This window comes from Altererythrobacter aquiaggeris (genome assembly GCF_037154015.1).
In the GTDB taxonomy this organism is placed as follows: domain Bacteria; phylum Pseudomonadota; class Alphaproteobacteria; order Sphingomonadales; family Sphingomonadaceae; genus Aestuarierythrobacter; species Aestuarierythrobacter aquiaggeris.
In genome coordinates, this window is record NZ_JBANRL010000001.1 from 1642964 (window position 1) to 1669602 (window position 26639).

Genomic DNA, 26639 nt, shown 5'->3' on the forward strand with positions numbered 1-26639 from the left:
ATCTCTTCCTTTTTGCGCGACAATGGTGGATTAACCGCGGCCGATGAAACCTGCCGATCCCATTCTGATTTTCGATTCCGGTGTGGGCGGGCTTAGCATACTGGCCGAAGTTCGCCGGATTTTGCCCGGCGCGCCGATCGTCTATGCGGCAGACATGGCGGCACTGCCTTATGGCGAAAAATCGGAGGCCGAACTGGCAGCCCGCGTACCGGCCTTGCTGGGCCGGATGGTGGAAAGGTTTCGCCCGCGCCTCGTCACGATTGCGTGCAACACCGCATCGACAATTGCGCTGGCGGCTGTTCGCGAGGCGCTGGACGTGCCGGTTGTGGGGACAGTCCCGGCGATCAAGCCCGCCGCTGCCATGACCAAAACCGGCACCATCGGGCTGCTGGGGACAGCGGCGACCATTCGCCAAAGCTACGTCGATAATCTGGAACGTGAATTTGCGAACGGCAAGAAACTGCTGCGCCATGCAGCACCCGAACTGGTCGGCGCTGCCGAGGCAAAACTGCGCGGACAGCGGGTGCTGGATAGCGCGGTCGAGTCGGCAGTGGCGGGCCTGCGAGCGCAGGTTGGCGGCGCGGATATCGACACGGTTGTGCTCGCGTGCACACATTTTCCGCTGCTGGTAACCGAGTTAGCCGATAAGTTTGGCCGCGATGTCCGGTTTGTGGACGGTGCCTGCGGCATTGCAAGGCGAATTGCGTATTTGACGCAAGATCAGGTTTTCAAAAGAGAAAGTCCCGATTTTATGGTCGTTACCGGGGATAAGGAAGGGCTGCACGATTTGATGCCGGCACTCGAAAGCTACGGATTGGCCGAAATCCGGCGCTTTTGATGCGAATCATTCGCAAAGACTAGCCTTTCAAACCTGATTATGGGCCGTTATGGCCTGTTTGAATGCCGTCAGGAAGGCGGCGAAGCAGTTGGCGATAATCGTTGAACTACGACCAGATATTCGATCAGGCGATTGACCGGCTCCACGCCGAAGGCCGCTACCGTGTCTTTATCGACATTATGCGCAACAAGGGCGCCTATCCCAACGCGCGCTGTTTTCATGGTCATAACGGGCCCAAACCGATCACCGTCTGGTGCAGCAACGATTATCTCGCGATGGGTCAGCACCCGGATGTAATCAAGGCGATGGAAGACGCGCTTCACGATGTCGGCGCAGGATCGGGCGGGACCAGAAATATCGGTGGTAACACCCATTTTCACGTCCAGCTCGAGGAAGAACTCGCCGATCTGCACGGCAAAGAAGGCGCGCTGCTGTTCACCAGCGGCTATGTCTCGAACGACGCGACACTTTCGACGCTGGCAAAACTTCTGCCGGGCTGTGTCATATTCTCCGATGAACTGAACCACGCCAGCATGATCGCGGGTATCCGCAATTCCGGCTGCGAAAAGCAGGTCTGGCGCCACAATGATCTGGAACATCTCGAAGAATTGCTGGCTGCGCAGGATGCAGAAACGCCCAAGCTGATTGCCTTTGAAAGCGTTTATTCGATGGACGGCGATGTCGCACCGATCCATGCGATCTGCGATCTGGCCGACAAGTATAACGCCCTTACCTACATCGACGAAGTTCATGCGGTCGGCATGTACGGCAAACGCGGCGGCGGTATTTCCGAACGCGATGATGCGGCCGACCGGATCAATATTATCGAAGGTACGCTGGGCAAGGCTTTCGGCGTGATGGGCGGATATATCGCTGCCGACAGCAAGATTATCGATGTAATCCGTTCTTACGCGCCCGGGTTCATTTTCACCACCTCGCTCAGTCCGGTTCTGGTTGCGGGAGTGCTGGCATCGGTGCGCCATCTGAAAAACTCCAGTGCCGAGCGCGAAGCACAGCAAGCCAATGCGGCACTGCTGAAACGGATATTCCGCGATGCCGGCCTGCCGGTGATGGATTCGACCACACATATCGTACCGGTGATGGTTGGCGATCCGGTCCGCGCCAAGAAAATCAGCGATATTCTGCTGGCTGAATACGGGGTCTATGTGCAGCCGATCAATTTCCCGACCGTCCCGCGCGGGACGGAGCGGCTGCGCTTCACCCCCGGCCCCGCGCACACCGAAGCCATGATGATCGAGTTGGCGAAGGCGCTGGTCGAAATCTGGGACAGAATGGATCTGGAACTGCGCCAGGCGGCGTAACGCATCGCGCATCTTGCTATCGCCGCTACCACTCACGTATTTTTAGCCAAGCTGAAAGCCGGCCCGCCCCGCCCTGCCGGGGCGCACCGCACCGGGCCTGGATTGCGTGATAAGTATCACAATTGGCGGGGCTTTAAGGTTAATCGGAAGCCCCCTTTCTGCCCCGCGTACCCGCGCCGGAAAGCGCGGCTGGCCGGCGCGCGAAGGTTGCTTTCCATCCGAAAAATCAGAAGTATTATCTCCTTGTTTACCATAGGTCGTCATAACCGCGTCTCCAGAGATTTTTATCGAGAGCCCGAGTAACGCGACATGGCCGTCAGAGATCTGATACAAGGATTATCCAACCGGATCAGTGCTCCGGTCGATCCGAAGTGTGCCGTCCAGAACATGGTCATCGATTCCAAGCTTCGGCTCGAAGTGCTTGACGAATTCGAACAGGCGTCAATCGGCTGGATATGGGCAACCGATGCTGATGGAAACCTGATTTACATGTCGCCCAATGCAGCGGAAAAACTTGGCCTGTCGATGAGCGAGCTGGTCGGTGAAACGCTGGTCGCGCTGTTTGAAACCGATACCGACAATCCGGACGAACGATCAGACCGTCCGCTCAACTTCCAGATCAAGTCACGCAAGAAGATCCGCGACCTCACGGTGCGGTTCGCCTTGGGCAAATCAAAGCATGATGTCCGCCAGACCTGGTGGTCCATCAGCGGAAAAGCGACCTTTGACGCAAATGGCGAATTCAAGGGTTACCGCGGCAGCGCATATGACATCACGGTGGAATACGAGCAGAAGCTGGTCGATTCAAGACTGGCCGAATATGATTCGCTGACCGGGCTTGCCAACCGCCATTACATGAACCGCCGGCTTGACGGGTTGATCGCATCCTACCGGACATCCCGGCGGGCCTGCGCTCTGATGATGCTCGATCTCGACAAATTCAAACGCGTCAACGACACCATGGGCCACCCTGCCGGCGACGCCTTGCTGGTTCAGGTTGGCGAACGGCTGAAAAGCATTGTTGGCGATCGCGGGGAAGTCGGACGGCTGGGCGGCGATGAATTCCAGATCATCTTGCCCGATATCGACGATCGCGGCACGCTGGGTGAACTGGCCGACAAGATTATCCAGATCGTTTCGCAGCCTTATCCGATCGAGGAAAAACGCGCGATCATCGGTACCTCGGTCGGCATAGCCATCATGCCCTATGACGGTATCGAGCGTGAAGAAATGATCCGCGCATCCGATCTGGCGCTTTATGCCGCCAAGAATGGCGGGCGCGGACAGTTCCGCTTTTACTCGTCCGATCTCAAGGATGAGGAGGAGGAGCGCGACAGTCTGATCGATGATCTCAGGCTTGCGCTTCAGAACGATGATCTGACGCTTCACTATCAGCCGGTTGTCCGCGCACAAGACAATACCGTGGTCTGCATCGAGGCGCTGATGCGCTGGACGCATCCCGAGCGCGGCTTTGTAAACCCTGATGTTTTCATCCCCGTTGCGGAAGATTCCGATCTGATCAACGACCTTGGCGAATGGGCCATGATCAACGCCTGCAAGGATGCGTTGCAGTGGCCCGAACAGGTCCATGTCGCAGTGAACGTATCGGCGGTACAATTTGCCAACCCCGGATTTCCCGACGTCGTCGCCCGCGTACTGCGGGAGACTGAAATCGATCCCGGCAGGCTGGAACTTGAGCTGACCGAGAGCATTTTTGTCGGCGATAACGAAACGACTGCGGCAATTTTCAGCTCGCTGAAAGAGCTGGGCATCCGTCTGGCGCTCGATGATTTCGGGACCGGATATTCTTCGCTCAGCTATTTGCGCGCCGCGCCGTTCGACAAGATCAAGGTTGACCGCAGCTTTGTCGAAACCTGTACGCAGAAAGACGAAAACAGCGCAAAAATCATCGCCGCGATCATCGGCCTCTCAAATGCTCTGGGCATGGAAACCACTGTCGAAGGTGTCGAGGCTTTCGATCAGTTGGAAGTCGTCCGCTCCAAAGGCGCCACGCTGATCCAGGGCTGGCTATATTGCAAAGCGCTACCGCAGGACCAGATTCTGCAGCGGATCGGTTCCGGCGAATTCAAGATCGAACCAAGCGGTCCCGATCGGCACCGCCCGGAACGCCGCTCGGTATTCCGCCGGATCGGCGTGATCCACGAAGATCATCGCTACGAAGCGGTGATGCGCGATTTATCCAAAACAGGGACGCAGATCGAAGGTCTGGTCGGGGTTCCCAAAGACACACAGTTGGTGATCGATATGGGCGGCGGGCAGCTGGCAGTGGGCACGGTAACGCGCACCACCGACAAGACGATCGGCGTGGAATTCGAATCCGCATTGGTCAGCGATGGCGCGGGCGGGTTATGCACGCGCCACCGCGTATCGCCTTACGCGCTGGCGGCCGCGGGCATGCCGCTGGCTTCGCTTAATCAGGAAAAACAGTTTCCGCATGAACAAATGGGTGGCGGCGCGCCAAAAAGCAGCCCCCGGTTCATGCAGGTGCAAGTGGTAGGCGGCGCCTGATCAGCGCAAGTTGACGACGTTATCGCTGCTGCGCGGATCGGCGCGGTCACCGCGGTAAAGGCTATGCATCGGTTCGTCCGTTACATTCACCGCTTCGGCATTGCCAAATCCGTTGAAGCCGGTTTTCATCGCGGCACCGTACGCACCCAGCATTCCGATTTCGATATAGTCGCCCGCCTGAATGTCTGCCGGAAGCATGAAGGGGCCCTTCATGTAATCGGCATCGTCACAAGTCGGGCCGTAGAACGCGAATTCCTGCAAGGGTCCGGTCAGATTATCGGCCAACGCAGCCACAGGAAACCGCCAGTCCACATGGGCCGCATCGAACAGTGCGCCGTATGAACCGTCATTGATATACAGTTCATCCCCGCGCCGCTTCTCCACCAGCACGATCAGGCTGCTGTATTCCGCGCACATCGCCCGGCCCGGTTCGCACCACAGTTCGGCGTTGTAAGCGATCGGCAATTCGTAAAAATGACGGTGAATGACCGAAAAATAATCTTCGAGCGGAGGGGGCTCCATTCCGGGATAAATACTCGGGAAGCCGCCACCGACATCGACCACATCGATCACCACGCTGGCATCGGCGATCGAGGCGCGCACACGCTCCAGCGCCTGGACATATGCGAAGGGCGACATGGCCTGGCTGCCGACGTGGAAACAGACGCCCAGCCAGTCGCAATGTTGCCGCGTAATCTGCAGCAACTTGCCCGCATCGGCCAGATCGACGCCGAATTTGGAAGCCAGCGACAATTCGGCATATTCGCTCGAAACACGCAAACGGACGAGCAGACGCAAGTCCCGCGCAGGATTGCCCTGCCCGTCGCTGCAGGCGGTGACGATTTTTTCCAGCTCGTCGATCGTATCGAGCGAGAAGGTTTTCACGCCGTGATCATGATAGGCTTCGCGAATTGCCCGCTCGCGTTTGACCGGATGCATGAAGCACAGTTCGGCGTCAGGCAGCGCTTCGCGCGCGAGCCGGACTTCGGCAATCGAGGCCACATCGTAATGCGTGACACCCGCCGCCCACAAAACCTTCAGCAATTCGGGCGAGGGATTGGCTTTTACCGCATAGAGCGATTTGCCCGGAAACTTCTCGGTAAAGAAGCGGGCGGCGCGCGCCGCAGCGTGCGGACGGTTGAGAATAACAGGTTCGTCAGGCGCAAGCGCGCTGACTACAGCCTTGGCATCTGGAAATTCGTGCAACTCAAGGGACCCCCGGAACGGTTGGTTCAAAAATACAGTCACCGCGCGGTCAGGAAGTCCCCCTGTAGACAGGGGCGCGGCAACAGACAGGCGATATAGTGACGTTTGTTCGCGGTTACAAACGGAAATGCTGCGTTTGCGAGGCCATCTTTCAGGCCAACAGGCTCAGGCCATCAAATGGTCGGCTATTGCCCGGTATGTGGCAAGCGAAAGCGGGTCATTTGCCGTGTTGGCGGCATCGGGCATGGAACCGAAGCGCGCAATCACCATCTCCGCCGCCGGGTTGATCCAGATCGCCTGACCATGGATGCCTCTGGCGGAGAAACATCCGTGATCGTCGTTCATATGCCACCACTGGCTGCTGTAATCGAAACCGGGCAGATGCGGGTAATCATCACGGTGCATTCCGGGATGGCCGGAACCGGCCCTGATCCGATCGACGACAGGTTGCGGCACCACTCTGCGGCCATCAAACATACCGCCTGCGCGCATCATTTCGCCAAACCTGGCCATATCGCGAAGACAAAGGTTCATCCCCCCGCCCGCAAAGGGCACCAGCGCCGGATCGCAGATGATGTCACCGTCCTGCTCCATACCCAGCGGCTGCCAGATCCGCTCGGAAATGACCTGATCGCCCGATTTTCCCTCGATCCGCGCGATAATCCACCCGATGACCTCTGTGTTGACCGTGCGGTAGTTGTACATCTCGCCGTGATTGCTGTGCTGATCTCGCAATACGCCGGGCAAATAGGCGTACATGTCGTTCGGACCCGAATAATCCGGTCTGCGCGGGCTCATCCGCACGGCGGCGGAAAACCTGATGATGTCCGATTGGCTGTCGTCGTAAATTTCCGACCAGTTGAGCGCAGTGCGCATATCCAGCACGTCGCGGACGGTAGCATCGCCAAAACCGCTGGCTGCCAGTTCGGGCAAATAATGCGCCACTGTCCGGGCGGGAGCCAGCTTGCCTTCCTCGATCAGGATTTCCGCGATGGTGCCAATGAAACTTTTGGTTACCGAAAATGCAATATGGGTGGATGCAGGCTGCGTCACACCGAAATAGCGTTCAAACACGACTGCGCCCTTGTGCATCACCAGAAATGCATCGGTAAAGCTGTCCACCAGCGAAGTATCGAGCCGCTGCGGTGTGCCCGAACCCAGCGGGGCAATTGGCAAGGCATCCAGATCATCGCGCAAATCCATCGCGAGCGCAGATGGCGCGCCCTGCCCGCGCGAGATGCGCGCTGTGGGCAGGAACTTACGCATATTCGAAAATGCCCAGCGGGTCTGCGGAAATCGCATATGATCCGCGTGATCCGGATTGATGAGCCTGTCTTTCGGCACCGGTGCACCCGTCATCCAGCCCAGCACCGCCGGATCGCTGTTCACGCCGTTCAGTTCAGTTGTATCAGGCATTCACAATCCCCCCTGATCAGTGGTCAGCCCAGCCGGTCGCGGAAGTCGCGATAGCCAAATTTGCGGACCTGTTCGAGCGTGTCGGTTTCGCTGTCCCACAGCCAGATCGACGGCAAGGGAACACCGTTGAACGTCGTCGTCTTGACCATCGAATAATGCGCCTGATCCAGAAATGCGAAGCGCGCACCGGGCTGGCACTCCATCGGCAGCCGATAATCGCCGATCACATCCCCCGCCAGGCAGGATGGCCCGCCCAGCCTGACCGGTTTGCCGCTTCCGCCTTCTTCCTCGCCCAACATTGCGGGGCGGTAAGGGGCCTCGATCACATCGGGCATATGGCAGGTTGCGGATACATCGGTGATCGCCAGCGGCATTCCGTTCCAGTGATTATCCAGAATCGTACCGACCAAAATACCTGCATCCAGCGCCACCGCTTCGCCCGGTTCCAGATAGATTTCGCAGCCTGTGTCGTCTTTCACATCCTGCAGAAATTCGACCAGCTCGCCACGCTCGTAATCCGCGCGGGTGATATGGTGCCCGCCGCCGAAATTGAGCCATTTCAGCTGATCGAAATAGGGTTCGATATGGTCAAAAACCCTGTCCCACGTTTCCTTGAGCGGCTGCAGCGTCTGTTCGCATAATGTGTGGAAGTGGATGCCATCGACACCCTCCAGATGCTCTGCCCGTAACTGGTCGATCGGAAAACCCAGCCGCGAATGCGGCGAACAGGGATCATAACGCGCAACCTCGCCCGTGGGATACATCGGATTGATCCGCAGACCGATGCTGAAATCATTTCCGCGCATCCGCGAGTTTTCGACAATCGCGCTTGCCCGCACGATCTGCTGCGGCGAATTGAAAATGATGTGGTCGGACAAACGGCAAATTTCGTCCAGATCCTCGGGCTTGTATGCCGCACAATAGGTGGCTATTTCGCCGTCGTAATATTCGCCTGCCAGCAAGGCTTCCCACAGGCCCGAGGTGCACACACCGTCAAGATACTCGCCGATCAGCGGCGCGACGGGCCACATCGAAAATGCTTTGAGCGCGCCAAGCACCCTGATCCCGGCCTCGTCGCGCACTTCGGCCAGGATGCGCAGATTGGCACGCAGCTTGGCAGCGTCCACCACGAATGCCGGACTATCGACGCGGTTCAGGTCGAAATGCGCAAATGCACCGGGGTCGCCCGCTCTGGTTTCCATCAGAAGCTGACCGGCCCGTCCATTTCCTTTACATTCCATGGCAGGCCGTGATTGTTGAGCATTTCCATAAAGGGATCGGGGTCCATCTGTTCCATGTTGAACACGCCGTCGCCCGTCCATTTGCCGGTCATCATCATGGCGCTCCCGATCATCGCGGGCACGCCCGTGGTATAGGATACCGCCTGGTTGCCGGTTTCTTCATAAGCGTCTTCGTGGTCGCAGATATTGTTGATGTAGAACGTTTTCTCGCCCGACCCGTCCAGCGCTTCGCCGGTCGCGATCACGCCGATATTGGTTTTTCCCCTGGTCGTTTCACCCAACGTTTCGGGCTTGGGCAGTACGGCGGCGAGGAATTGCAGCGGGATGATTTCCTTGCCCTGATATTTGATCGGTTCGATGCCCGTCATGCCGACATTCTGCAACACGGTCAGGTGTTTGATATATTCATCGCCAAAGGTCATCCAGAAGCGCCCGCGCTCGAGCTCCGGGATGAACTTCGAGAGGCTTTCCAGCTCCTCGTGATACATCATGTACATGTTTCTGGTGCCGACCGCTTCGAAATCGAATTCGACTTTGGTGCTAAGCGCGGGGGTCTCGACGAACTCTCCGTTTTCCCAATGCCGCGCCTCTGCAGTCACTTCGCGGATATTGATTTCGGGATTGAAATTGGTCGCAAAGGCTTGGCCGTGATCGCCGCCATTGCAGTCGAGAATATCGAGCTGGCGGATGGTCTTGAGCTTATGCTTCTTCAGCCACATGGTGAACACGCTGGTCACGCCGGGATCAAAGCCGGAGCCAAGTAGCGCCATCAGCCCCGCTTCCCTGAAACGGTCGTGATAGGCCCACTGCCAGTGATATTCGAACTTCGCCTCGTCTTTGGGTTCGTAATTCGCCGTATCGAGATAGCTCACGCCTGCCGCCAGACACGCATCCATAATCGGCAAATCCTGGTAAGGCAGCGCCAGATTTACCACGAGTGACGGCTGAACCTTGCGGATCAGATTGACCATCGCCGGGACCTCCTCGGCATCGATCTCGTAAGTGGACACAGTCTGCCCGGTGCGGTCCTTCACACTGGCGGCAATCGCATCGCATTTGCTTTTCGTGCGGCTGGCAAGGTGGACGTCGGGGAATATACCAGCGTTCATCGCCATTTTGTGAACGGCCACAGAACTGACGCCGCCCGCGCCGATAACCAGAATTGTAGACATGACTGCTCCGAGAGGTTTGGTGTTTTTCTGCCAACGCATTAGGCGGTAACAATGTTTCAAGAAAGCCCCCGCGATCCCGCATTTGACGGCGTTTTGCGCGCCGCCGCGAAAATTGCAGCGATCCTGCCGCCTACTCCGTTATTGCCGGTGGATATTTCAGGCGTATCCTGCTGGGTGAAGGCGGATAACCTCCAGCCGGTCGGGGCTTTCAAGATTCGCGGCGCATGGCACCGGCTTAGTGATCTGTCGGCTGCCCAGCGGGCGCGCGGCGTGGTCGGTGTGTCCAGCGGTAACCATGCACAGGGGGTCGCCTGGGCGGCGCGCAAACTGGGTATCGCAGCAACCATCGTGATGCCCCGCGATGCGCCGGCGATAAAACTCGATGCGACCCGCGCAATGGGCGCCGAAGTGGTTTTGTATGACCGGCCAGGCGAAGACCGCGATGCAATCTCGCAGGCTCTGTGCAAACAGCGCGGCGCGGTTCTGGTTCATGCCTATGCCGATCCCTGGATCATCGAAGGCCAGGGTAGCGCCGGTATCGAGATTGTCCGGCAATTAGGCGAACAGCCCGCGCGGATAATCGCCTGCTGCGGCGGCGGCGGGCTGGCTGCCGGGCTTGCGCTCGCCTGCCCGGATGCCGAAATAATTCCGGTAGAGCCCAGCGGCTGGGACGATGTAGCGCGCAGTCTTGCAACCGGCACGATCGTGGCGGTTGGCGATAACCCGCCGCCCACCACGTGCGATGCATTGCAGACGCCGCAAACCGCACCGGTGAACTTTGCAATTCTGAAGCGCCGCTGTTCAGCCGGAATGACGGTGACCGAAGAACAGGTCCGCGCCGCCCAGCGGTTCGCATTTGCGCAGCTCAAACTGGTGCTCGAGCCGGGCGGCGCGGTTGCGCTGGCGGCGGCGTTGGCGGGCATAGTGAAACTGGACGAAGGCACCGTCATCATGCTGACAGGCGGCAATGTCGATCCGCGCCAGTTTGCCGCCGTGATTACCGGCAAAGAGTAGCGCGCAATTGACATTAGCCTGTGCGCCACGCAGTCAGTTGCAAACGTACAAGAAGGAAAACATATGCAAATCCAGATGCTCGCGCCCGCTGCCGTGCTGGTGCTGTGGTCGCTCGTGATGCTTTTCTGGATGGCCTTGACCAGGTTTCCCGCGATGAAAAAAGCCGGAAGCGATCTGGCCAATGCCGGGCCCGGCGGGCGCGGACAGGATCTCGAAACTGTGCTGCCCGGTTCGGTGAACTGGAAAGCGCACAATTACACGCACTTGATGGAACAGCCGACGATCTTCTATCCCACGGTGGTGATTCTGGCGCTTGCGGGCGCGGGGGCGACGGATGTCCTGCTGGCGTGGATATATGTTGCGTTGCGGATAGTGCATTCGATCTGGCAAGCGACCGTAAACAGGCTTCCGGTGCGGTTCGTCATCTTTTTGATCAGCACTTTTGTCCTCACCGTCATGGCGGTTCGCGCAGTCATCATCACATTGCAATTATAGTTTCTGGAGCAGGGAAATGGGCGAAGTAATCGGAATGGAAATTCTGAAACCGGTCATCGTGCTGGCCGGCTGGACAATGGTGATGTGGGTCTGGATGTACGCCACGCGCATCCCTGCCATTAACGCATCACCCGACATCGATCCGGCCAGGCTAACCGGCGGGACGGGCAAGGATCTGGACAAGGTTCTGCCCGACAATGTCCAGTGGAAAGCACATAATTACAATCACCTGCACGAAGCGCCCACGGTGTTTTATGCGGTTGCCCTGCTGCTTGCGCTGACCGGCGCTGGCGATGGACAAAACGCATTTCTGGCGTGGATTTATGTGGGTCTGCGGATTATCCACTCGCTCGTACAAGTCACCGCCAATCGGGTGTTGGTCCGGTTTGTGCTGTTCGCACTCAGCAGTCTGGTTCTGATCGCGCTGATCGTGAAAGCAGCCGTCCTGCTTTTCTGATGCCATTACCGCCACTGCAGCGATGCCGGGGCGGTGCGCAGCTTTACGCGGCGGCTTCGGCTTCCTGTCTGGCAAATTCCAGGCTCGCGAGAAATTTCTCTGCATCCAGCGCTGCCATGCATCCCGTGCCCGCAGCGGTGACCGCCTGACGGTAAACGTGATCCATCACATCGCCGCAGGCAAACACGCCAGGGATGGCTGTTTTGGGTGTGCCGGGTTCGACAATCAGATAGCCGCTTTCGTCCATCTCGAGCTTGTCCTTGAAAAGCTCGGTTGCCGGAGCATGACCGATGGCGACAAATGCGCCCTGCGTATCGAATACAGTCTGTTCCCCGGTCACCGTATCGCGCAGGCGTACAGCGTTCAAACCACCGGGCGCTTCGCCGAGAAATTCCTCGACCGTCTTGTTCCACAGCACGGAAATCTTGTCGCTGGCGAACACCCGGTCCTGCAGGATTTTCTCCGCACGAAATTCGTCGCGGCGGTGGATGATCGTCACATCGTCCGAATGGTTGGTCAGATAAAGCGCTTCTTCGACCGCCGTATTTCCGCCGCCGATCACCACGATTTTCTTGCCGCGGTAGAAAAACCCGTCGCAGGTCGCGCAGGCCGATACACCTTTGCCGTTGAAGTCCGCCTCGCCCGGCGCGCCAAGCCATTTGGCCTGTGCGCCAGTGGCAATAACCAGCGTTTCGCCGATATATTCGTCGCCACTATCGCCAATTGCGCGAAACGGTGATCCCCCGGCGATATCGATATCGGTGATCGTGTCCCACAGCATCCGCGTGCCGACATGTTCTGCCTGCGCCTGCATTTCCTGCATCAGCCAGGGGCCTTGGATAACATCGCGAAAGCCGGGGTAATTTTCCACATCGGTGGTGATGGTCAACTGGCCGCCCGGCTGCAGGCCCTGCACCACAACCGGTTCCATCCCGGCGCGCGCACCGTAAATCGCGGCTGACAGGCCTGCGGGGCCGGAGCCGACGATAAGCATGCGGGTTTTGTGGGTGGCCATGTCGTGTATTTCCGTAATTTTGCGGGCTGGACGAACGCGCGGTTCTATCGGCGGGAAGCGCGGCGATCAAACCGCTTATCCCCAAGTTAGATGGTCAACCCTCGACAAGATGCAAGCGCAGCCGCGCACGCACACCATCATCCACGCCCAGCACATCTGCCAGAAATGCGTCGATCGACCCGCTCTCCCTGATCACCGCGTCACGCGCCGCGTCGAGATAACGCGCATCCACACCCATCAAGACACGGATAACATCATCGCTCAGCGGCCCCCATTTGGCGCGGATGGCGCCCGCCCCCGCTTCAATCCGCGCATCGATATTTCCGGCCGAATTGGTCAGCAGGAAATCAGCCATCGCATCATCGCGGTGCACGCCTATCGCATGGTGCATCAGCGCCACTGCCATGCCGGTGCGGTCCTTACCCGCCAGGCAATGCACCAGACTGGCTCCCTCACCCGCGGCGATGGCCGCAAAATACTTTCGCAAAACCGCGATCAGCGGCGCGCGGAACGGCAGGCCGGAATACAGCCGTTGCATCTTTGCGTGTGCCGCCTGTGCATCAAGTGCCCCCTCGGCGGCTTCGACGTGGGGGGCAAGCGCCGCCGTCTCGCCATCGTAAAACAGGACTTTCGCGGCGAAATTATCGCTCCGCCGGCACGGGTAAGCTGCCCGCTCGCTATTGCCGCGCATATCGATCACATGGCGAAGTTCGAGAGTGTCGATTTTGGCAAGATCGGCGCCGGTTGCATCTTCGTGTTGGCCCGAACGAAACAGCAATCCGCGCCTTACGCTGCCGCCGCCCGCGACGGCATACCCCCCGTAGTCACGGAAATTATGGATGCCGGTTAATGGTAAAACGCGCGAATCTGTCATGGCAGCGCGATGCCAGTGCCGGCAATCGTGCACAACCCGCATCGGCCATGCGTAGAACTGCCTAGGTTGCCGTATGCGGAACTTTGGCAATGCGCGCACTAACTTGGCGCCATGACCCAGATTTACCCTGACACATCAAATTCGCATTGCCCGGAGGCTGCCCGATGGCAAATATCGTAATCGTTGACGACGACGAGATGATTGCCGAGATGGCATCTGAAATACTGATCAGCGCCGGCCATGCCTGCGGCTGGGTGTGCGACGGCGAAAAAGCGCTGCAACTGCTTCAATGGAGGCGTCCGGACCTGCTGCTGCTGGATCAGGATATGCCCGCAATGAGCGGATCGGTACTGCTGCGCAAGCTGCGCCAATCGCCGACATTCTATGATCTGCCCGTAATCATGTTCACCGCCATGACCGGCGCGGAGGACGAGATGCAGGCGATTTACAACGGGGCGCAAGATTACATCCGCAAGCCCTTCGATGCAAAATTTCTGGTCTGGCGGGTGAACCAGCTGCTGCGGACCCGCGCCGAACGGCCGCAACACAAGGAACTGGGCGAACTGATGAAGGAAGGGCTGGCAAAAGCTGCGCGCGATGTGCGCCGCGAACGCGCGGTTTCCTGATACGCATCTGACAGGACACAACCGTGTTTTTATGCAAGTTTTCCTCAGCGAATACTGTCACCGCAGCCTTCAACATTGCAATTCCATCCAAAGCTTGTGATAATACGGCGACTATGCATTTGGCGACACCAGTCGGTAAGTTCCGCCCCTTTCCCTCGGGCAGCGTTTGAAAATTAACGCTTTTTGCGAGGGTGCGCGCTTAGGCGCTTGGGCTCATCATCATTCTTGGCCGTATCCAGCGGAGCCGGAACGCCTAGCGCTCGGCCCATGATGTCATCAAAGTCCTTTTCCTTCATTCGCATGTCATCGGCGGGGTCTGTTTTTGTCTTGGGCATTCGATACACGTCCTTTCTGTGGTCAATGTCGAGGATCAAAACCAAACTCGGATTCGACCGAACGATATAGAGGATGCGGTAGTCGCCTGATCGCTCACGATAAACCGGCTCACCCTCGTCAGTTTCTACATCCTTTAGCTTCTTTGCTGAAGCGGGGAAGGGTGATGTGTGTAGCGCCTTCGCCCGTTTCACGACTTGCCGCCTGATCTTGGGAGGCAACCCTTCGATAAAATCGAGCACTCGGTCGGTGAAGGCAAAGCCAAAATAAGGCATGGATTATTCGCCGATCAACGCTGCAAGCCTCGCATCCAGCTCTTCGCCAGAAACCTCTCTATCATCACCCCGCGCTAGTTCGTCCAAGCGGGTTCGCGCAATCAAGCTATCGAGAGCATCCTCTGCATTTTGGATGATCTGATCCTCGACTGCCGTTGCCCGCAACAAATAGCCCTCAATCCGCTCTAGCTGCTCTTCTGTGTGTGGAAGCGGGAAGCCAGCAATTCGCGCGGGCGTAGCCTTCCGGCCATAACTGAACCGCCACCGCTCTTTGCGGATTGCAGCGGCTGCGACGTAAAGCATCGCATGAGACACCCCCTCTTTCGGGGACAGGAGCAAACAGTCGTCAGTGACCCCGCAAGGCCATTCCTGAACATGGGCGATAGCTATGGAGCCTGTGCTAGGCACGGTAACGAAAGGCGGCTTCAAGACCCCTGCGAAGTCGAAAAAGCCGTAGCAGCCGTTGTCCATGCCGCTTGACGATATGACCAGAGAATTACCTTCCGTAAGCCCCTCTTTGCTGTGCAGCGATTTCAGGCCGTATCTGATCTCAAAATAGTCTGCGACCGTGCCGGATTTCGTCGATGTAAAGGCGGTAGCCTTACGCATCTTTTTAAGGTCGATTGGATTTTCGGTGTTCAAAGTGACAATATCGGAAGCATGAAGCGCGGTGAACGCCGTGCGGCAACGAATAACCTCTCGCACGTCGGCATCGACCTCGGTGTCGGTCATAATTCTGGCGCGGATATATGCGCCTGGAGCGAAGCTAGATTGTTCGTCCAGCGTAGCCCACCCGCAAAAACCCGCTTCTGTTCCAGCACCTTCAAAATGCTCAAGAGCCTTCGGAAGGTCGTCAATATGACTAGCTACCCGCACACCCTTTTTGAGTTTGAAGCCGTCGTTGTCTACGCGGGCGAAAAACACCTTCTTTTTCTTGGGGTGCGGTATGCCCTTGCGAAGATAAACCATAGCTGTTGTGGCGCTCGCATAGGGCTGAAATAGGCTGTCAGGCATTTGCACAACGGCCTCCAGCGAATGCTTTGCCAGCAAGCCCGAACGCCACGCTTTGATCTTGCCGCCTTTAACGAGAAGGGACTGCGGGATTATCGCCGCCAGCCTGCCCCCTTGGGCAAGCCCCTCAAGGCCGCGATCAACAAAGTCTTGGGTTGGCGCGTCAGTTTTCTTGTGAGGATATGGCGGGTTCATAAGCACAACCGAAGTCGTCCCAATGGGATAATCGGGCGCGGTAAATGCATCCCCGCGCTGAACGCTTGAAGAGCCGTCGCCCCGCAAAATCATGTTGGCGACGCACAGCGCTGCCGTGACCGGCTCATCATCGAAACCGATCAAACGGGTCTTGACCAGCTTGACCATTTCGGAGCGAGAAAGCTGATGCTCCCGTGCCATTCGATCCATTGCAGCGATCAAAAATCCGCCCGTTCCGCAAGTCGGGTCGAGCACAATATCCTCTTTCGATACGGCAAGCATATCGGCACAAAATGACGCAACATGACGCGGGGTAAAATACTGGCCAATCGTGTTGCCGCCAGCATATCGAAAGAACGTCTCATAAAGCTGGCCGAGATAGTCGTGCTCCGCCGTGAGCACCGCGACGTTCAAGCGCTCTAGAATTGTGATTATTCGCCGTGCTTTGACAGCAAGCTTATCGTTCGCCTCATCGACAAAAAGACTGTTTGCTAGATCGGGCTTATGGGCCTTCCAAAAGGCCTCTCGACATGCCGCATTGATGTCACCGAGTATGTTTTCTGGGTTCTTTCGCAGATTGCCGCGAGACTTCCATAGAGCAAGCATACACGCGCCAACGACAGCGGGGCGCAGCCGGTCATTGACGTTGGATTCACGCAAGAGGCGGTTAATTTCGTCCGCCCGCTCTGCCAACACGTCAGCGCTCGGCACCGAAGGCCTAAGTTCAGGCGTGGTAGATGGAGTCCGCAACCTATCCGCGTCAGCCCTATTGGGTATCCAACTAATCGGATTGCCTTCGTAGGTCGCCTCTCGCCAGACCGCTCCGTCCCACTTGAGAACGCGAACGGCAAAATCATCCTCACTGGTCCCCGCAATGGCCACCGCCAGCGGATTGAAGCCCGCCTCAATACATGCGTTGCCATAAACCAGCGTGGCCTCTCTGACGGCCTTGTCTAGGTCGCTAATTGAGGCCTTCGCTTCAATCACGAGGATTGGCTGCATTGACTTGCGATCAACGACTACGGCTTCCGGCAAGCCGCGCCCTATTGCAGTTACCTTGCTGTGCCGAAGGAACACGTCGCGCAGATGGCTGTGATCCTTATACTCTTGTTGGCGCAGCATTTCGCCGTTCGGCGGACGGCGGCAATCCCACCCTTGAGCGGAAAGCAATTCCGTCAACAGGTGCTCGGCGCGGATTTCTGAAACGCGAGCCTTGGCCATTTTTATGATCCCTTGGGGCGATACATGAGGCGCTTACCTTCGATCCGGCGAATGCCTTCCGAAGTGCGCTCACCATCCGTTGATGCGCGAGTGTTGTATTTGAAGTCGATTTCAGCAGCGTAAAGATCGAGATGCTGGCGGCTGACATGATGGTGTGTTCCATCAAGGCTGCGCTTGGCGTTTCCGAAAAAGCCCTCGACGGTGTTTGTCGTTACATTGCGGCCAGTCCGGTAGTCGTAATAGCCATATTCTTCGATGGAGTGATTTACGCGAGCATGAGAAGCATGGCGTTTTCCGGCCTTGTTATAGAGCGGGGACTCATCGGTGTTGAGATGAGCATCTTCCGAAACATGACGCTTGAGAAGGGTGTCGATTACCTTGCCGTTTGCGCGATCAACGACTGTGGAGCGGACTTCACCGCCGCGCTGAACGAGAGACACCACGGCAACCTTGTTACCCGTATATCCGCGACCTTTGCCGCGCGCCTTGCCCCCAATGTAAGTTTCGTCGGCCTCGACTTCACCGCTCAACAGACCGGAAGGGCCAGCGTCCTTCAACGCGAACCGTATGCGGTGGCACAAAAACAGGGCGGTGCGATAGGAACCGAGTTCTAACTGCCGTTGAAGCTGGAGCGCAGAGACTTGCGTCTTGCTGGCGCACATCATGTAGAAGGCGATCAGCCATTTGTGCAGTGGAACCTTGGACGATTCCATGACCGTTCCGACGGTTACCCTGAATGTGTCAGAACACTCGCCGCACTTATAGAGGCCTGCGCGGGTGCCAGTTTTAGCGTTAGCCTTGCGAGCATAAATCTTGTCGCTGCTACCACAATGGGGGCAGACTGGACCGTTCGGCCAGCGCATCCTTTCAAAATAGGCGCGCGCCTCCTCGTCCGTGGAGTAGCGGCGCATGATTTCGAGGAGCGTAAGATCGTTTGCTTTGGACATGCCATTTTATAGGCTCTTCGATTGGTGTCGTCAAGTGCATAGTCGCCGATAATACATTGAAATTACAACTGGAGATAATCATGGCAATGCGCGCAATACTTCTGCCTTTAATCGCCCTTTCAATGGTGAGTGCACCCGTTTCAGCGACGCAAGTCGTTCGCAGTGCAGCTCCCGTCGATGGTGAAAGCGAACTGGTCGGCCGTCCCTATATCCCTATTATCGTGCTGATTGCTGCCGTTGCAATCGGCATCATTATCGCCAGTGATGACGATGATGACGACGCGCCGGTCAGTGCCTGAATAACAATTTCCGAAAATTAGAGCGGCGGCGTGACTTCGTGAATGCTGCGGTCGGTTTCGCAGGCCTCGCCGCTGAAACCAACCGACCGTGCAAGCGCCTGCATCGGATGCTTTCACAGAAAGGTAATCCGGGCAAAGACATTCTTGCCGCAATCTTCGCCGCGGTACGAAGGCGGCCGGGTGCCGAGTTCGAGGCCCGCAGCATGACAGCCGCCGGGCGATCAGCACGCACGACAATCCTCTGGCAGTCATCGACTGCTCGAAGAGGCTTCACAACAACTTTATCGGGATGCCTGTAGATCGCTTGTTTCAGAGCGAAGTTTTATGGGGGCTATAGGAAGTATTTTGTCGCCTTCGCGCTAAACACGTTAGCACTGGGTACAGCCGCGGCTGCCAGCCCTGCTCTTCCTGATTCTACAATCAGGCAGATTGAAGCCACTCTGCCGGCCTGCACCGGGGGTTGGTACGAGACAGACATCAGGCCATGGCGCCTGATCGGTCCGAACGACTTACTGCGCAGCGTCCGCCTTCTGCATGCACCGTCGCAAGATCTGGATGACGAGGCCGGTAGCAATCTTTACAAAATTGCGCGGGCTCTAATGCCGGAAACCGATCCGCTCCCGGCTTTTATCCTGGATCGCAATAGTTCACTCAAATGTCCGGCACGACCGGCAGCGGCGGTTGCCCTGCTGCAATATCTTGTTGGCGAAGAACCTGGCGACTGGAGAGGCACAATCAATGCTCTTGGCTGGCTTGGCCTGGCCGCAGAGCTGGGTGTCGGCATGCCGCAGGATATCATTCTAGCGCGCCGATATTACCTGCGTGCTCGTATGTATTCCGCGATCTTGCCGAATGATCGTTGGGCTGACGGGATCGACGACAATCTGATAGCGAACATCGAGAGAGCAGGATTTCGTCCACATCTCGATGAGCTGGCTGGTAACCAAAGCCTCAATCGGAATGGTGGCGGAGCGCGGATGATCCTGGCGGACGAGGCTCTCGCATCAGACCCCGCTCAGACAAGAACCTGGCTTCGGACATTTTACGTCCCGGCACTAAACCGGCTACTCGAACTGGAAGCTGACGGGCGAATTCCGACCCAGCACGACCACGCCGATATTGCATTCTGGTCAACTGCGTGGCGGACCATGATGGGTTACAAGAAGTGGGCCGCTCGCATGGTCAAAGGGGCTGAACTGGCGAACGGAGGAGAAATCCCCACGCTGTCAACGCGCCCCACCATCAGGCACCTCGGCTCATCTATCAATCGGCGACACATTGATGACCTTACCGACGCGATACGAGATCCAATCCCGGTGCGGGCCATAACCGATCCGAATGGCACGGTTATCTATGTCGAAGTTTGTCAAACGGATCCCCTTCCTCGCGGAACAAAAGTCGGAAACATCAGTGCTAGGTCGGACGCAGTCAGGCTATATGATCTGGACCGGCTTCCCCGCTTGCCTGCCGCAAAACTGAGTGGTGTCGCTTCCTACGGATGGACGATACTTCCTGCAGTGCATTTTCAGAGACGGGGCGAAACTGACGTGTCTGTGCAATTTGCTGACTTGCCCGCCGAAGAATGTGCGTATTCAGGCATGCTGGATGCTGATTCTGCAATACCTTGAGATGCTTCTTGTGCAGGAGCTGACTTGCCGCTGCTTGTTCAAAGCACGCAACCCAAATCCGCCCGGTGGCACGAATAAAACGGGGGTCAGACTGCAACTCATTGAAGGCCGCTCTCTGGCAAACCCTTAGAGATGCCGCCAAAACCCACGCAAATCGCGGTATCGACTGTGATACCGGATCTCTGGAGATTTGCGTGTATCCCATTTTCACTTGGATAAACGACCTGAATGGTAGCGGAGGAGGGATGCGTGGAGGCCGGGTAAACTTCTGTTTTGAAAACCTTTTTCCTTGGGGGCATGCTACGATACCCCCGCCGGTACCCCCAGCCACCAACTTCAGCGACAGACCGTTGGAATCTTGGGCCGAATGGCTATTTTGGTGGTGGGACATCCTCGGCCAGTTGCCTGACGTGCCGCGGTGATCACCTGTTGCTCGCCTCCACCGACTGCGGCGGGGCAAAGATTTCCTGCGCGACCGGTTCACCTGTCCGGACGTCGCGCCAGTACACAGTATTCGCTTTCACCCCGTCATAAAGCAGCGTTACCGTTCGAGCCTGGACCCACCCGGACTCCGGCAGGCGGACGAAGTCGTCATACACCCGTTCGTGCCACCCGCGCGGTGTGCGGAAGGCCATGTAGCGGACGAAACGGCTCTCGCGGTCGAATCCGAAAAGAGTCGGCTGGCCTTGCGGGTCCACAATTCTGACCAGATCGACGGGGTGCCCTTCAACATCGCGCCCAGGAGCAGCCTCGAGCTTGAAGCCTTCGTTCAGCGCCGAACGGATAATGCCAAAGCCGAAGTTGCTCGCCCAGAATGCGTCTGCTTCTGCCTTTGGTACGATGCCACGTTCGTTCCATGTGGTTTCGCCATCGTAGCCAACTTCGAAAAGCACTTTCTCGCCCACCCTCGCGCGAATGCGAACCTTTCCGTCGGCACCATGCGCGACTGTGCGGTTGGGGTCGAACTCACGCCACATGCGATAGTCGTCGACCCTCGTGCGCGGCTCCGCGCTGTCGAGCGAAAAGAACTCGGCATGACCCGAGAGCACCAGCGTGCCGGGCTCGAGCCAGATGTCTCCGCCATGCGCTTCCACTGCTGCCTCGACGAGTTCGCGCGGGGTTTGCGAAGAGACGGGAGAATTCCCCATTGTGAGCAGGATGCTGCAGGCAAAGATAGCGAGGGCGCTCACGGATTCTCTCCCGATATTTGTCCGGACAACTCTTTCCAACCATCAAGCGCTGGTTTAGGCAAGGGGCATGCGCATCATGGCCACCTTGCTCGCTGCGAGCCTGCTCGCCCTCCCACTCTCCGCCCAGGAGCCCGCGAGCCTGCCGCCGGGTATATGGACCAACACGGAGGATGAGTATTTCGCCGAGGAGGAAGGGCGCGAGAAGCCTGAGTGGATTGGCCTCGAAATTGCCGATGATGGCCGCTGGAGGCGGGTCGATGCTTTGCGCGAGGCCCAAGGCGACTGGCAAGAAAGTCCCGTCCCCGAAGTTTCGCTACGGGCTGGTGGCGGCTGGAATTGGCGGGAGAGCGAGATTCGGCAGGCCCGCGAATGGTTTTGCTGGGTCTCGGTGCGCAAGTTTGCCGGCAAGCCAGATGGCAGCGACGATTGGACCTTCCAGCGCAACCTTGCGAATTTCGATCAGGGCGGCCGCATTTTCATGCCAGGCAATGGCGAGGCACCCGATGTGTCCATCCGCCTTCGCGATGTGACCTGGGCCAAGGGAAGCCGCAACAAGCCTTCCCTTGTCCTTTACGTGCACAAGGACGACCCGGTGCGCGCCGAAAGTTATAGCTGGGCCGCACCCGAAGCTACCATGATCGGGATCAACTTGCGCTGGGTCCAGGCCAGTTGCAGCCGGACCGAAAGCCAGGCGGAGGTCAACTGACATGAAGTCGACGCGCGCTATCCTTCGCCAGCATGGCGGCCCCGAAGTCATCGAGTGGCTTGAGGAAGACCTTCCAGCGCCCGGACCGGATGAGGTCACTCTCGAGCATGGTGCGGTCGGGCTGAACTACATCGACACCTACCATCGCCGCGGCATCTATCCAGTCGCGCTTCCCAGCGGCCTCGGCATAGAGGCGGCAGGACGCGTCGTAGCCGTCGGAGAGCGGGTCGAGGGTTTCGCAGAAGGCGACCGGGTGGCGACATTCGGCCCCCTTCTCGGGGCCTACTCGACGCACCGGAACATAGGCGCGGAGCATCTTTTCCGCTTGCCCGATGGCATCGACGACCGGACGGCAGCCGCCTCGATCGTAAAGGCTTTCACTGCCGAGTTCCTCGCAGAGCGTTGCGGGAAGGTCGAGAAAAGCTGGCCCGTGCTTGTGCATGCTGCCGCCGGGGGGACCGGCCTCCTGCTTACCCAATGGCTGAACCATCTCGGGGCCGAGGTCATCGGGACCGTGTCGACCGAGGAAAAGGCCGAGGCAGCGCGGGCGGCAGGCGCGCATCACGTGATATTCTACAAGGAAGAGAACACTGCCGAGCGTGTGCGCGAGATTACCGGCGGAGATGGCGTGCGTGTAACCTTCGATGGCATCGGGCGCTCGACATGGGAGACCTCTCTCGATGCGACGGGCAAGCGCGGCCTCATCATCAATTATGGCAACGCCGATGCGCCGGTTGGCGAGCTGGATGTCGGTGTGCTCGCGATGAAGGGCTCGTTCTACAACACGCGTCCGATGCTGTTTCACTATTACGAGGACACGCAAGAGCGCGCCGAATGCTCTGCGCGCGTCTGGGACCTGTTCAAGCACGGCGTGCTGTCGGTGACAATCGGCCAGACATATCCGCTGACCGAGGCAGCGCAGGCGCATACCGACCTGCAGGCCGGGAAGACAACCGGGTCGACCGTGCTCCTCCCTTGACGCACATGTTTGAAGCGGAAGACCCTAGCCTTTCCAGCTGACCACGCCGACCCACTCACCTGCAACGGCGAGGAATTCCGACACACGGATTGCCTGCCATACACCCGCGTCGAAGTAAGGGTCGGTTTCGAAGAATATGCGGGCCTCGGCGATATCCTCCGCGCGGATCACCAGAAGCAAGCCAACCATCTTGTCGCCATCCTTGAGTGGGCCTGCCACGACATATCTCTCGATATTTGCTTCTACGTGGTCGAGATGGCGCTGGAGGAAATCCTCGCGCAACTTGGGCGAATGCTCGCCGTCGCGGCAATGGAAGGCGAAGAGCTTCAATCCGCACACTCGACAAGCTCGAGGAGCTCGCCCGCCGGACCGATGGTGGTGGCGGCGCGATTGCCGCCATAGAGCGCGCTCTGCCGGCGGGTCGGCGGCGTTATCCACTCGACCTTGCACGCGTCCAAGTCGCGCACTGCCAGCGAAACAAGCGCATTGCCAGGAGGGAGCATGTGTTCATGCCGGTGGCGATGCTTTGCGGCATCGGGATAGTCGTCCACCTCAACGATCGGCATCCGGCCTGCCGAGACTATCGTGAGCGTGGTCAGCGTTTCGGAAGGCAAACCAAAAGCGTCATTGATCATCGTATAGGGTATGGTGAAGTCAGCACCCCGGTCGAAGCCCAGACGTCTGCGGTACCATTCGACCGTATCCTCGCGGTCGGGAGTAGCCAGCACGCAGATGAAGATGCGGTCGACCGGAGAATTCGCTCGCGGCAAGTCGCTATCGGGCATGTCGCCGAGCACTTGGTTGAGATAGATCATCTCGCGCCCCGGGCCCAAGGCCTGCATCGGAATAAAGGCCGGTTCTATCCCGGTGATTTCTTTGGGCGGTCCGACAATCTCGAACTGCTCATGCGGTAATTTGTCGGGCCAACCCCATACGTCCTCGACAGTGCACTCGAAAGCGGCCCAGCCGTATGTGGTCGTAGGCTTGAATTCGGGATGCAAGGCCTGTTCGACCAGTCGGAAGAAACATGGTTCGCCGCTTGCGGGGCGAAGTACGACATAGCGCGAACCGGCACTTCCAGGGCAGCCCCAGCTTTCGGCCAGCCCCCCCGACAATTCGCCTTGCTCGACGAGCTCAAGCCCCAGCGTATCGCGATAGGCACTCAAGCCCGCCTCGATATCGGGCACGGTCGAAAGCCCGCCGAGGATGGTGCCATGATCGATGGTCACGATCCGAAATCCGGCTTGCGCTTCTGTACGAATGCAGAGGTGCCCTCGGCAAAGTCGGGTCCGGTGAAAGCTTCGGCGAATATGCGGAGCGTGTCGCCGTCGTCCTCGACCTGTCCATCGAGCACGCGGCGCACGAACTGCTTGGTCTCGCGCACCGAATGCGGGCTGGCGTCAAGGATAGACTCGGCCAGTTCATCCGGATCCTCACCCAGCATCTCTACCAGCCCGATCCGCTGGGCCTCCCGCGCATCTATCAGGCTGCCCGTATAGAGTAACCGCTTCGCTTGCCCCGGCCCGACGAGGTCGGTGAGCAGCTTCACATCATGCAGCGGATAGACGAGACCGAGCTTTGCGGGCGTGATGCCGAACCGAGCGTCATCGGTCGCCACTCGCAGGTCGCACGCGAGCGCCAGTCCGCATCCACCTCCGACGCAATCGCCCTCGATAAAGGCGATGGTCGGGAGCGGCAGCCTGGCGAGTTGATACTGCACCATGTTGATTGCCTGTTGGTTTGCCTCGCGCCAGGCGGCGTCTTCCTTGTTGGCAAGCAACTCGCGTATGTCCGCTCCGGCGCAGAATGCCCCGCCGTCGACCGCTCGCAGGATGAGGAGCCGCGTGTCCTCGTGTCGCACCGCCTGCTCGAGCAGATCGGGAAGGGCCTGCCACATCGCCATATTGAAGGCATTGCGCTTGTCCGCGCGCTCGATCAGCAGATGCGCCGTCGCGCCATCGAATTCGAGGCGCAGCGTCAAGCCGGGTTCTCCGCAATGAAATGGTCGGCAATCGCCTTGCGGGTCGTCACCCATACACCGTCATGCTTGCGAACATGGCGGAAGAATTCCTCCAGCGCCCAGATCCGGCCAGGTCTGCCGATGATCCGCAAGTGCAAGCCAAGGCTCATCATCTTAGGGTTGCCCTCCTCACCTTCACGGTAGACCTGGTCGAAATTGGCCTTGGCATTGTCGAGCCACTGGTGCGGTGTCAGCGCCGGATCGGTCCACATCTTCATGTCGTTGGAATCGAGCTGGTAGGGCACGATGCACATCGGCTTGCCGGGCACGGTCTTGCGGTCCCAGAAAGGTACATCGCCGCTGTAATCGTCCATGTGGTAGGTGAAGCCTTCCTCGCTGAGCAGCCGGCGGGTGTTGTCGGTGAGAAGATAGCGGCTGAGCCAGCCGTAGGGCCTCACGCCGCAGGTCTTTTCGATGCTGGTCACGGCCTTGCGGATGAACTCGCGCTCGGCATCTTCGCTCATCTTGAACTGGTGAACCCAGCGCCAACCGTGGCTTACCGGTTCGTGGCCAAGCGTGACAATCGCCTCGGCAATTTCTGGATGGTTCTCCAGGCTCAGGGCCGCGACCGTCCAGCTTGCCATGATGTCGTATCGCTCAAGCAGCTTCACGATCCGGGGGGCGCCTGCCTTAATGCCGTAGAGATAATTGCTCTCGTTAGAGTAATTACGCATCTTTGATTTCACGAAGACGCCCAGTTCGTCCACTGGCTCCATCCCGCGGTCGCCGCGCGCGATGCTCATTTCGCTGCCTTCCTCGACATTGACGACGACGCTGAGAGCCATCTTCGCGCCGCCGGGCCAGTCGATCCGTTCCTCGGTCAGCGGCATCAGTGCATTTCCTCCCCACCCGACACGTTGATTGCCTCGCCCGTCACATAGAATGCTTCGTCGCTCGCGAGCCAGAGGCAGGCGGCTGCTGTATCACTCGGCAGGCCGGGGCGGCCCATCGGGTTCTTGGCGCTCATGTTCTCGAGATAGGCCTCTACACTATCGAAGCCGAGCAACTTCGAGAAATACTCGTTCTGCTGCGCGCCCAGCCCGGTCGTGACATGATTGGGGCAGATCGCATTGACTGTGATGCCGTGGGCTCCCAGCTCGACAGCGCTCGCACGGGTCAGGCCCACCATGCCGTGCTTGCTCGATACATAGGCGGGAAGGTGCGGAAAGCCGGTCTTCGCTGCCTGGCTGGCGATATTGATAATGCGCCCACCACGCCCTTGCTCGACCATTGCCTTTGCCGCGGCCTGGGTACAGTAGAACGCTCCGGAGAGGTTGACCGCCAGAACCTGGTCCCATTCGTCCACTGTGTCCACTTCCAGCAGCGGCTTCATCTTGAAGCCGATCCCGGCATTGTTGACGAAGATATCGACGCTGCCGAAGGTCTTGATCGCCTCGTCGAGAAGCGCGCGGCAATCTCTCGCCTTCGAAACGTCGCATGGCACGGTGGCCACTTTTGCTCCGCGGGACCGCAATTCTTCGGCTACCGCTTCTGCTTCATCATCGATCCGCAGGTCGGAAACCACGCAATTCGCGCCTTCGCTGGCGAAAGCCTGCAGGATGCCCTGCCCCAGCCCCTTCTGCTTGCCGGAACCCGTCACGACGATGGTCTTGCCTGAGAATCTGCCCAT

General features: G+C 58.5%; 26 protein-coding genes. 11 read left to right on the forward strand and 15 right to left on the reverse strand.

Annotated features, from left to right (window positions below; all coding sequences use genetic code 11):
• The first annotated feature begins 43 nt into the window (after positions 1 to 43).
• The 3 genes from murI (at position 44) to WFP06_RS08075 (ending at position 4689) form a co-directional block, all read left to right on the forward strand.
• Complete coding sequence (gene murI, locus WFP06_RS08065) at positions 44 to 838, forward strand: glutamate racemase (protein ID WP_336986702.1); 795 nt, start codon at positions 44 to 46, stop codon at positions 836 to 838.
• A 101-nt stretch (positions 839 to 939) separates the two neighbouring features.
• Positions 940 to 2160 (forward strand): 5-aminolevulinate synthase, encoded by a 1221-nt coding sequence (gene hemA / locus WFP06_RS08070; RefSeq protein WP_336986703.1) that lies wholly within the window; start codon positions 940 to 942, stop codon positions 2158 to 2160.
• Between the two features lie 309 nt (positions 2161 to 2469).
• Entirely contained in the window at positions 2470 to 4689 is a 2220-nt protein-coding gene (locus WFP06_RS08075; protein ID WP_336986704.1) for a putative bifunctional diguanylate cyclase/phosphodiesterase, read from the forward strand.
• On the opposite strand, the gene WFP06_RS08080 is transcribed toward WFP06_RS08075, so the two are convergent.
• The 4 genes from WFP06_RS08080 to WFP06_RS08095 form a co-directional block, all read right to left on the reverse strand.
• The gene (locus tag WFP06_RS08080) at positions 4690 to 5895 is read right to left on the reverse strand and encodes a type III PLP-dependent enzyme domain-containing protein (protein WP_336986705.1); all 1206 of its coding nucleotides are present in this window, start codon (positions 5893 to 5895) and stop codon (positions 4690 to 4692) included. It lies immediately after the preceding gene.
• 165 nt (positions 5896 to 6060) lie between these two features.
• Positions 6061 to 7311 carry a serine hydrolase domain-containing protein gene (locus tag WFP06_RS08085; protein WP_336986706.1) on the reverse strand — a complete coding sequence of 417 codons (1251 nt, stop codon included), beginning with the start codon at positions 7309 to 7311 and terminating at the stop codon, positions 6061 to 6063.
• Between the two features lie 23 nt (positions 7312 to 7334).
• Positions 7335 to 8513, reverse strand: a complete 1179-nt coding sequence (locus WFP06_RS08090) for a carboxynorspermidine decarboxylase (RefSeq protein WP_336986707.1) — start codon at positions 8511 to 8513, stop codon at positions 7335 to 7337.
• Positions 8513 to 9724 carry a saccharopine dehydrogenase family protein gene (locus WFP06_RS08095; RefSeq protein ID WP_336986708.1) on the reverse strand — a complete coding sequence of 404 codons (1212 nt, stop codon included), beginning with the start codon at positions 9722 to 9724 and terminating at the stop codon, positions 8513 to 8515. Before WFP06_RS08095 ends, WFP06_RS08090 begins: the two co-directional genes overlap by 1 nt.
• A 51-nt stretch (positions 9725 to 9775) precedes the next feature.
• Between WFP06_RS08095 and WFP06_RS08100 the strand changes: the two genes are divergently transcribed.
• The 3 genes from WFP06_RS08100 (at position 9776) to WFP06_RS08110 (ending at position 11690) form a co-directional block, all read left to right on the forward strand.
• On the forward strand, positions 9776 to 10738 hold the full coding sequence (locus tag WFP06_RS08100; protein ID WP_336986709.1) for a threonine ammonia-lyase: 963 nt from the start codon (positions 9776 to 9778) through the stop codon (positions 10736 to 10738).
• A gap of 63 nt (positions 10739 to 10801) precedes the next feature.
• Positions 10802 to 11233, forward strand: a complete 432-nt coding sequence (locus WFP06_RS08105) for an MAPEG family protein (RefSeq protein WP_336986710.1) — start codon at positions 10802 to 10804, stop codon at positions 11231 to 11233.
• 16 nt (positions 11234 to 11249) lie between these two features.
• Positions 11250 to 11690 (forward strand): MAPEG family protein, encoded by a 441-nt coding sequence (locus WFP06_RS08110; RefSeq protein WP_336986711.1) that lies wholly within the window; start codon positions 11250 to 11252, stop codon positions 11688 to 11690.
• A 43-nt stretch (positions 11691 to 11733) separates the two neighbouring features.
• Here the strand turns inward: WFP06_RS08110 and trxB are convergent, their stop codons facing one another.
• Together trxB and WFP06_RS08120 are read right to left on the reverse strand one after the other, a co-directional pair.
• Entirely contained in the window at positions 11734 to 12705 is a 972-nt protein-coding gene (gene trxB / locus WFP06_RS08115) for a thioredoxin-disulfide reductase (RefSeq protein WP_336986712.1), read from the reverse strand.
• Positions 12706 to 12799: 94 nt separating this feature from the next.
• On the reverse strand, positions 12800 to 13579 hold the full coding sequence (locus WFP06_RS08120; RefSeq protein WP_336986713.1) for a tyrosine-protein phosphatase: 780 nt from the start codon (positions 13577 to 13579) through the stop codon (positions 12800 to 12802).
• Between the two features lie 164 nt (positions 13580 to 13743).
• On the opposite strand from WFP06_RS08120, the gene WFP06_RS08125 reads away from it, so the two are divergent.
• Complete coding sequence (locus tag WFP06_RS08125) at positions 13744 to 14205, forward strand: response regulator (RefSeq protein WP_336986714.1); 462 nt, start codon at positions 13744 to 13746, stop codon at positions 14203 to 14205.
• Between the two features lie 173 nt (positions 14206 to 14378).
• Here WFP06_RS08125 and WFP06_RS08130 read toward each other — a convergent pair whose 3' ends face one another.
• Genes WFP06_RS08130 through WFP06_RS08140 form a run of 3 tightly spaced genes read right to left on the reverse strand, consistent with a single transcriptional unit; the run spans position 14379 to position 18151 of the window.
• A complete protein-coding gene (locus WFP06_RS08130; RefSeq protein ID WP_336986715.1) occupies positions 14379 to 14813 on the reverse strand; it encodes a type II toxin-antitoxin system RelE family toxin in 435 nt (144 codons plus the stop codon).
• Between the two features lie 3 nt (positions 14814 to 14816).
• Complete coding sequence (locus WFP06_RS08135) at positions 14817 to 17240, reverse strand: HsdM family class I SAM-dependent methyltransferase (RefSeq protein WP_336986716.1); 2424 nt, start codon at positions 17238 to 17240, stop codon at positions 14817 to 14819.
• A gap of 2 nt (positions 17241 to 17242) precedes the next feature.
• Positions 17243 to 18151: an IS1595 family transposase gene (locus WFP06_RS08140; RefSeq protein ID WP_336987664.1), complete on the reverse strand. Its 909-nt coding sequence runs from the start codon at positions 18149 to 18151 to the stop codon at positions 17243 to 17245.
• 122 nt (positions 18152 to 18273) lie between these two features.
• On the opposite strand from WFP06_RS08140, the gene WFP06_RS08145 reads away from it, so the two are divergent.
• Together WFP06_RS08145 and WFP06_RS08150 are read left to right on the forward strand one after the other, a co-directional pair.
• Positions 18274 to 18486 carry a hypothetical protein gene (locus tag WFP06_RS08145; protein WP_336986717.1) on the forward strand — a complete coding sequence of 71 codons (213 nt, stop codon included), beginning with the start codon at positions 18274 to 18276 and terminating at the stop codon, positions 18484 to 18486.
• 599 nt (positions 18487 to 19085) lie between these two features.
• Positions 19086 to 20114, forward strand: a complete 1029-nt coding sequence (locus WFP06_RS08150) for a hypothetical protein (protein WP_336986718.1) — start codon at positions 19086 to 19088, stop codon at positions 20112 to 20114.
• A gap of 422 nt (positions 20115 to 20536) precedes the next feature.
• Here the strand turns inward: WFP06_RS08150 and WFP06_RS08155 are convergent, their stop codons facing one another.
• On the reverse strand, positions 20537 to 21304 hold the full coding sequence (locus tag WFP06_RS08155; protein WP_336986719.1) for a hypothetical protein: 768 nt from the start codon (positions 21302 to 21304) through the stop codon (positions 20537 to 20539).
• A gap of 76 nt (positions 21305 to 21380) precedes the next feature.
• Between WFP06_RS08155 and WFP06_RS08160 the strand changes: the two genes are divergently transcribed.
• Both WFP06_RS08160 and WFP06_RS08165 read left to right on the forward strand, forming a co-directional pair.
• Positions 21381 to 22010: a hypothetical protein gene (locus tag WFP06_RS08160; protein WP_336986720.1), complete on the forward strand. Its 630-nt coding sequence runs from the start codon at positions 21381 to 21383 to the stop codon at positions 22008 to 22010.
• A gap of 1 nt (position 22011) precedes the next feature.
• On the forward strand, positions 22012 to 22989 hold the full coding sequence (locus WFP06_RS08165; RefSeq protein WP_336986721.1) for a quinone oxidoreductase family protein: 978 nt from the start codon (positions 22012 to 22014) through the stop codon (positions 22987 to 22989).
• Between the two features lie 24 nt (positions 22990 to 23013).
• Here WFP06_RS08165 and WFP06_RS08170 read toward each other — a convergent pair whose 3' ends face one another.
• Genes WFP06_RS08170 through WFP06_RS08190 form a run of 5 tightly spaced genes read right to left on the reverse strand, consistent with a single transcriptional unit; the run spans position 23014 to position 26639 of the window.
• The gene (locus tag WFP06_RS08170) at positions 23014 to 23319 is read right to left on the reverse strand and encodes a YciI family protein (protein ID WP_336986722.1); all 306 of its coding nucleotides are present in this window, start codon (positions 23317 to 23319) and stop codon (positions 23014 to 23016) included.
• Positions 23316 to 24218 carry a VOC family protein gene (locus tag WFP06_RS08175; protein ID WP_336986723.1) on the reverse strand — a complete coding sequence of 301 codons (903 nt, stop codon included), beginning with the start codon at positions 24216 to 24218 and terminating at the stop codon, positions 23316 to 23318. The genes WFP06_RS08170 and WFP06_RS08175 overlap by 4 nt, the downstream gene beginning before the upstream one ends.
• Positions 24215 to 24970, reverse strand: coding sequence for an enoyl-CoA hydratase/isomerase family protein (locus WFP06_RS08180; protein ID WP_336986724.1), 756 nt, complete (start codon positions 24968 to 24970; stop codon positions 24215 to 24217). Before WFP06_RS08180 ends, WFP06_RS08175 begins: the two co-directional genes overlap by 4 nt.
• The gene (locus WFP06_RS08185) at positions 24967 to 25839 is read right to left on the reverse strand and encodes a polysaccharide deacetylase family protein (RefSeq protein ID WP_336986725.1); all 873 of its coding nucleotides are present in this window, start codon (positions 25837 to 25839) and stop codon (positions 24967 to 24969) included. The genes WFP06_RS08180 and WFP06_RS08185 overlap by 4 nt, the downstream gene beginning before the upstream one ends.
• Positions 25839 to 26639 (reverse strand): SDR family NAD(P)-dependent oxidoreductase, encoded by an 801-nt coding sequence (locus WFP06_RS08190; RefSeq protein WP_336986726.1) that lies wholly within the window; start codon positions 26637 to 26639, stop codon positions 25839 to 25841. Before WFP06_RS08190 ends, WFP06_RS08185 begins: the two co-directional genes overlap by 1 nt.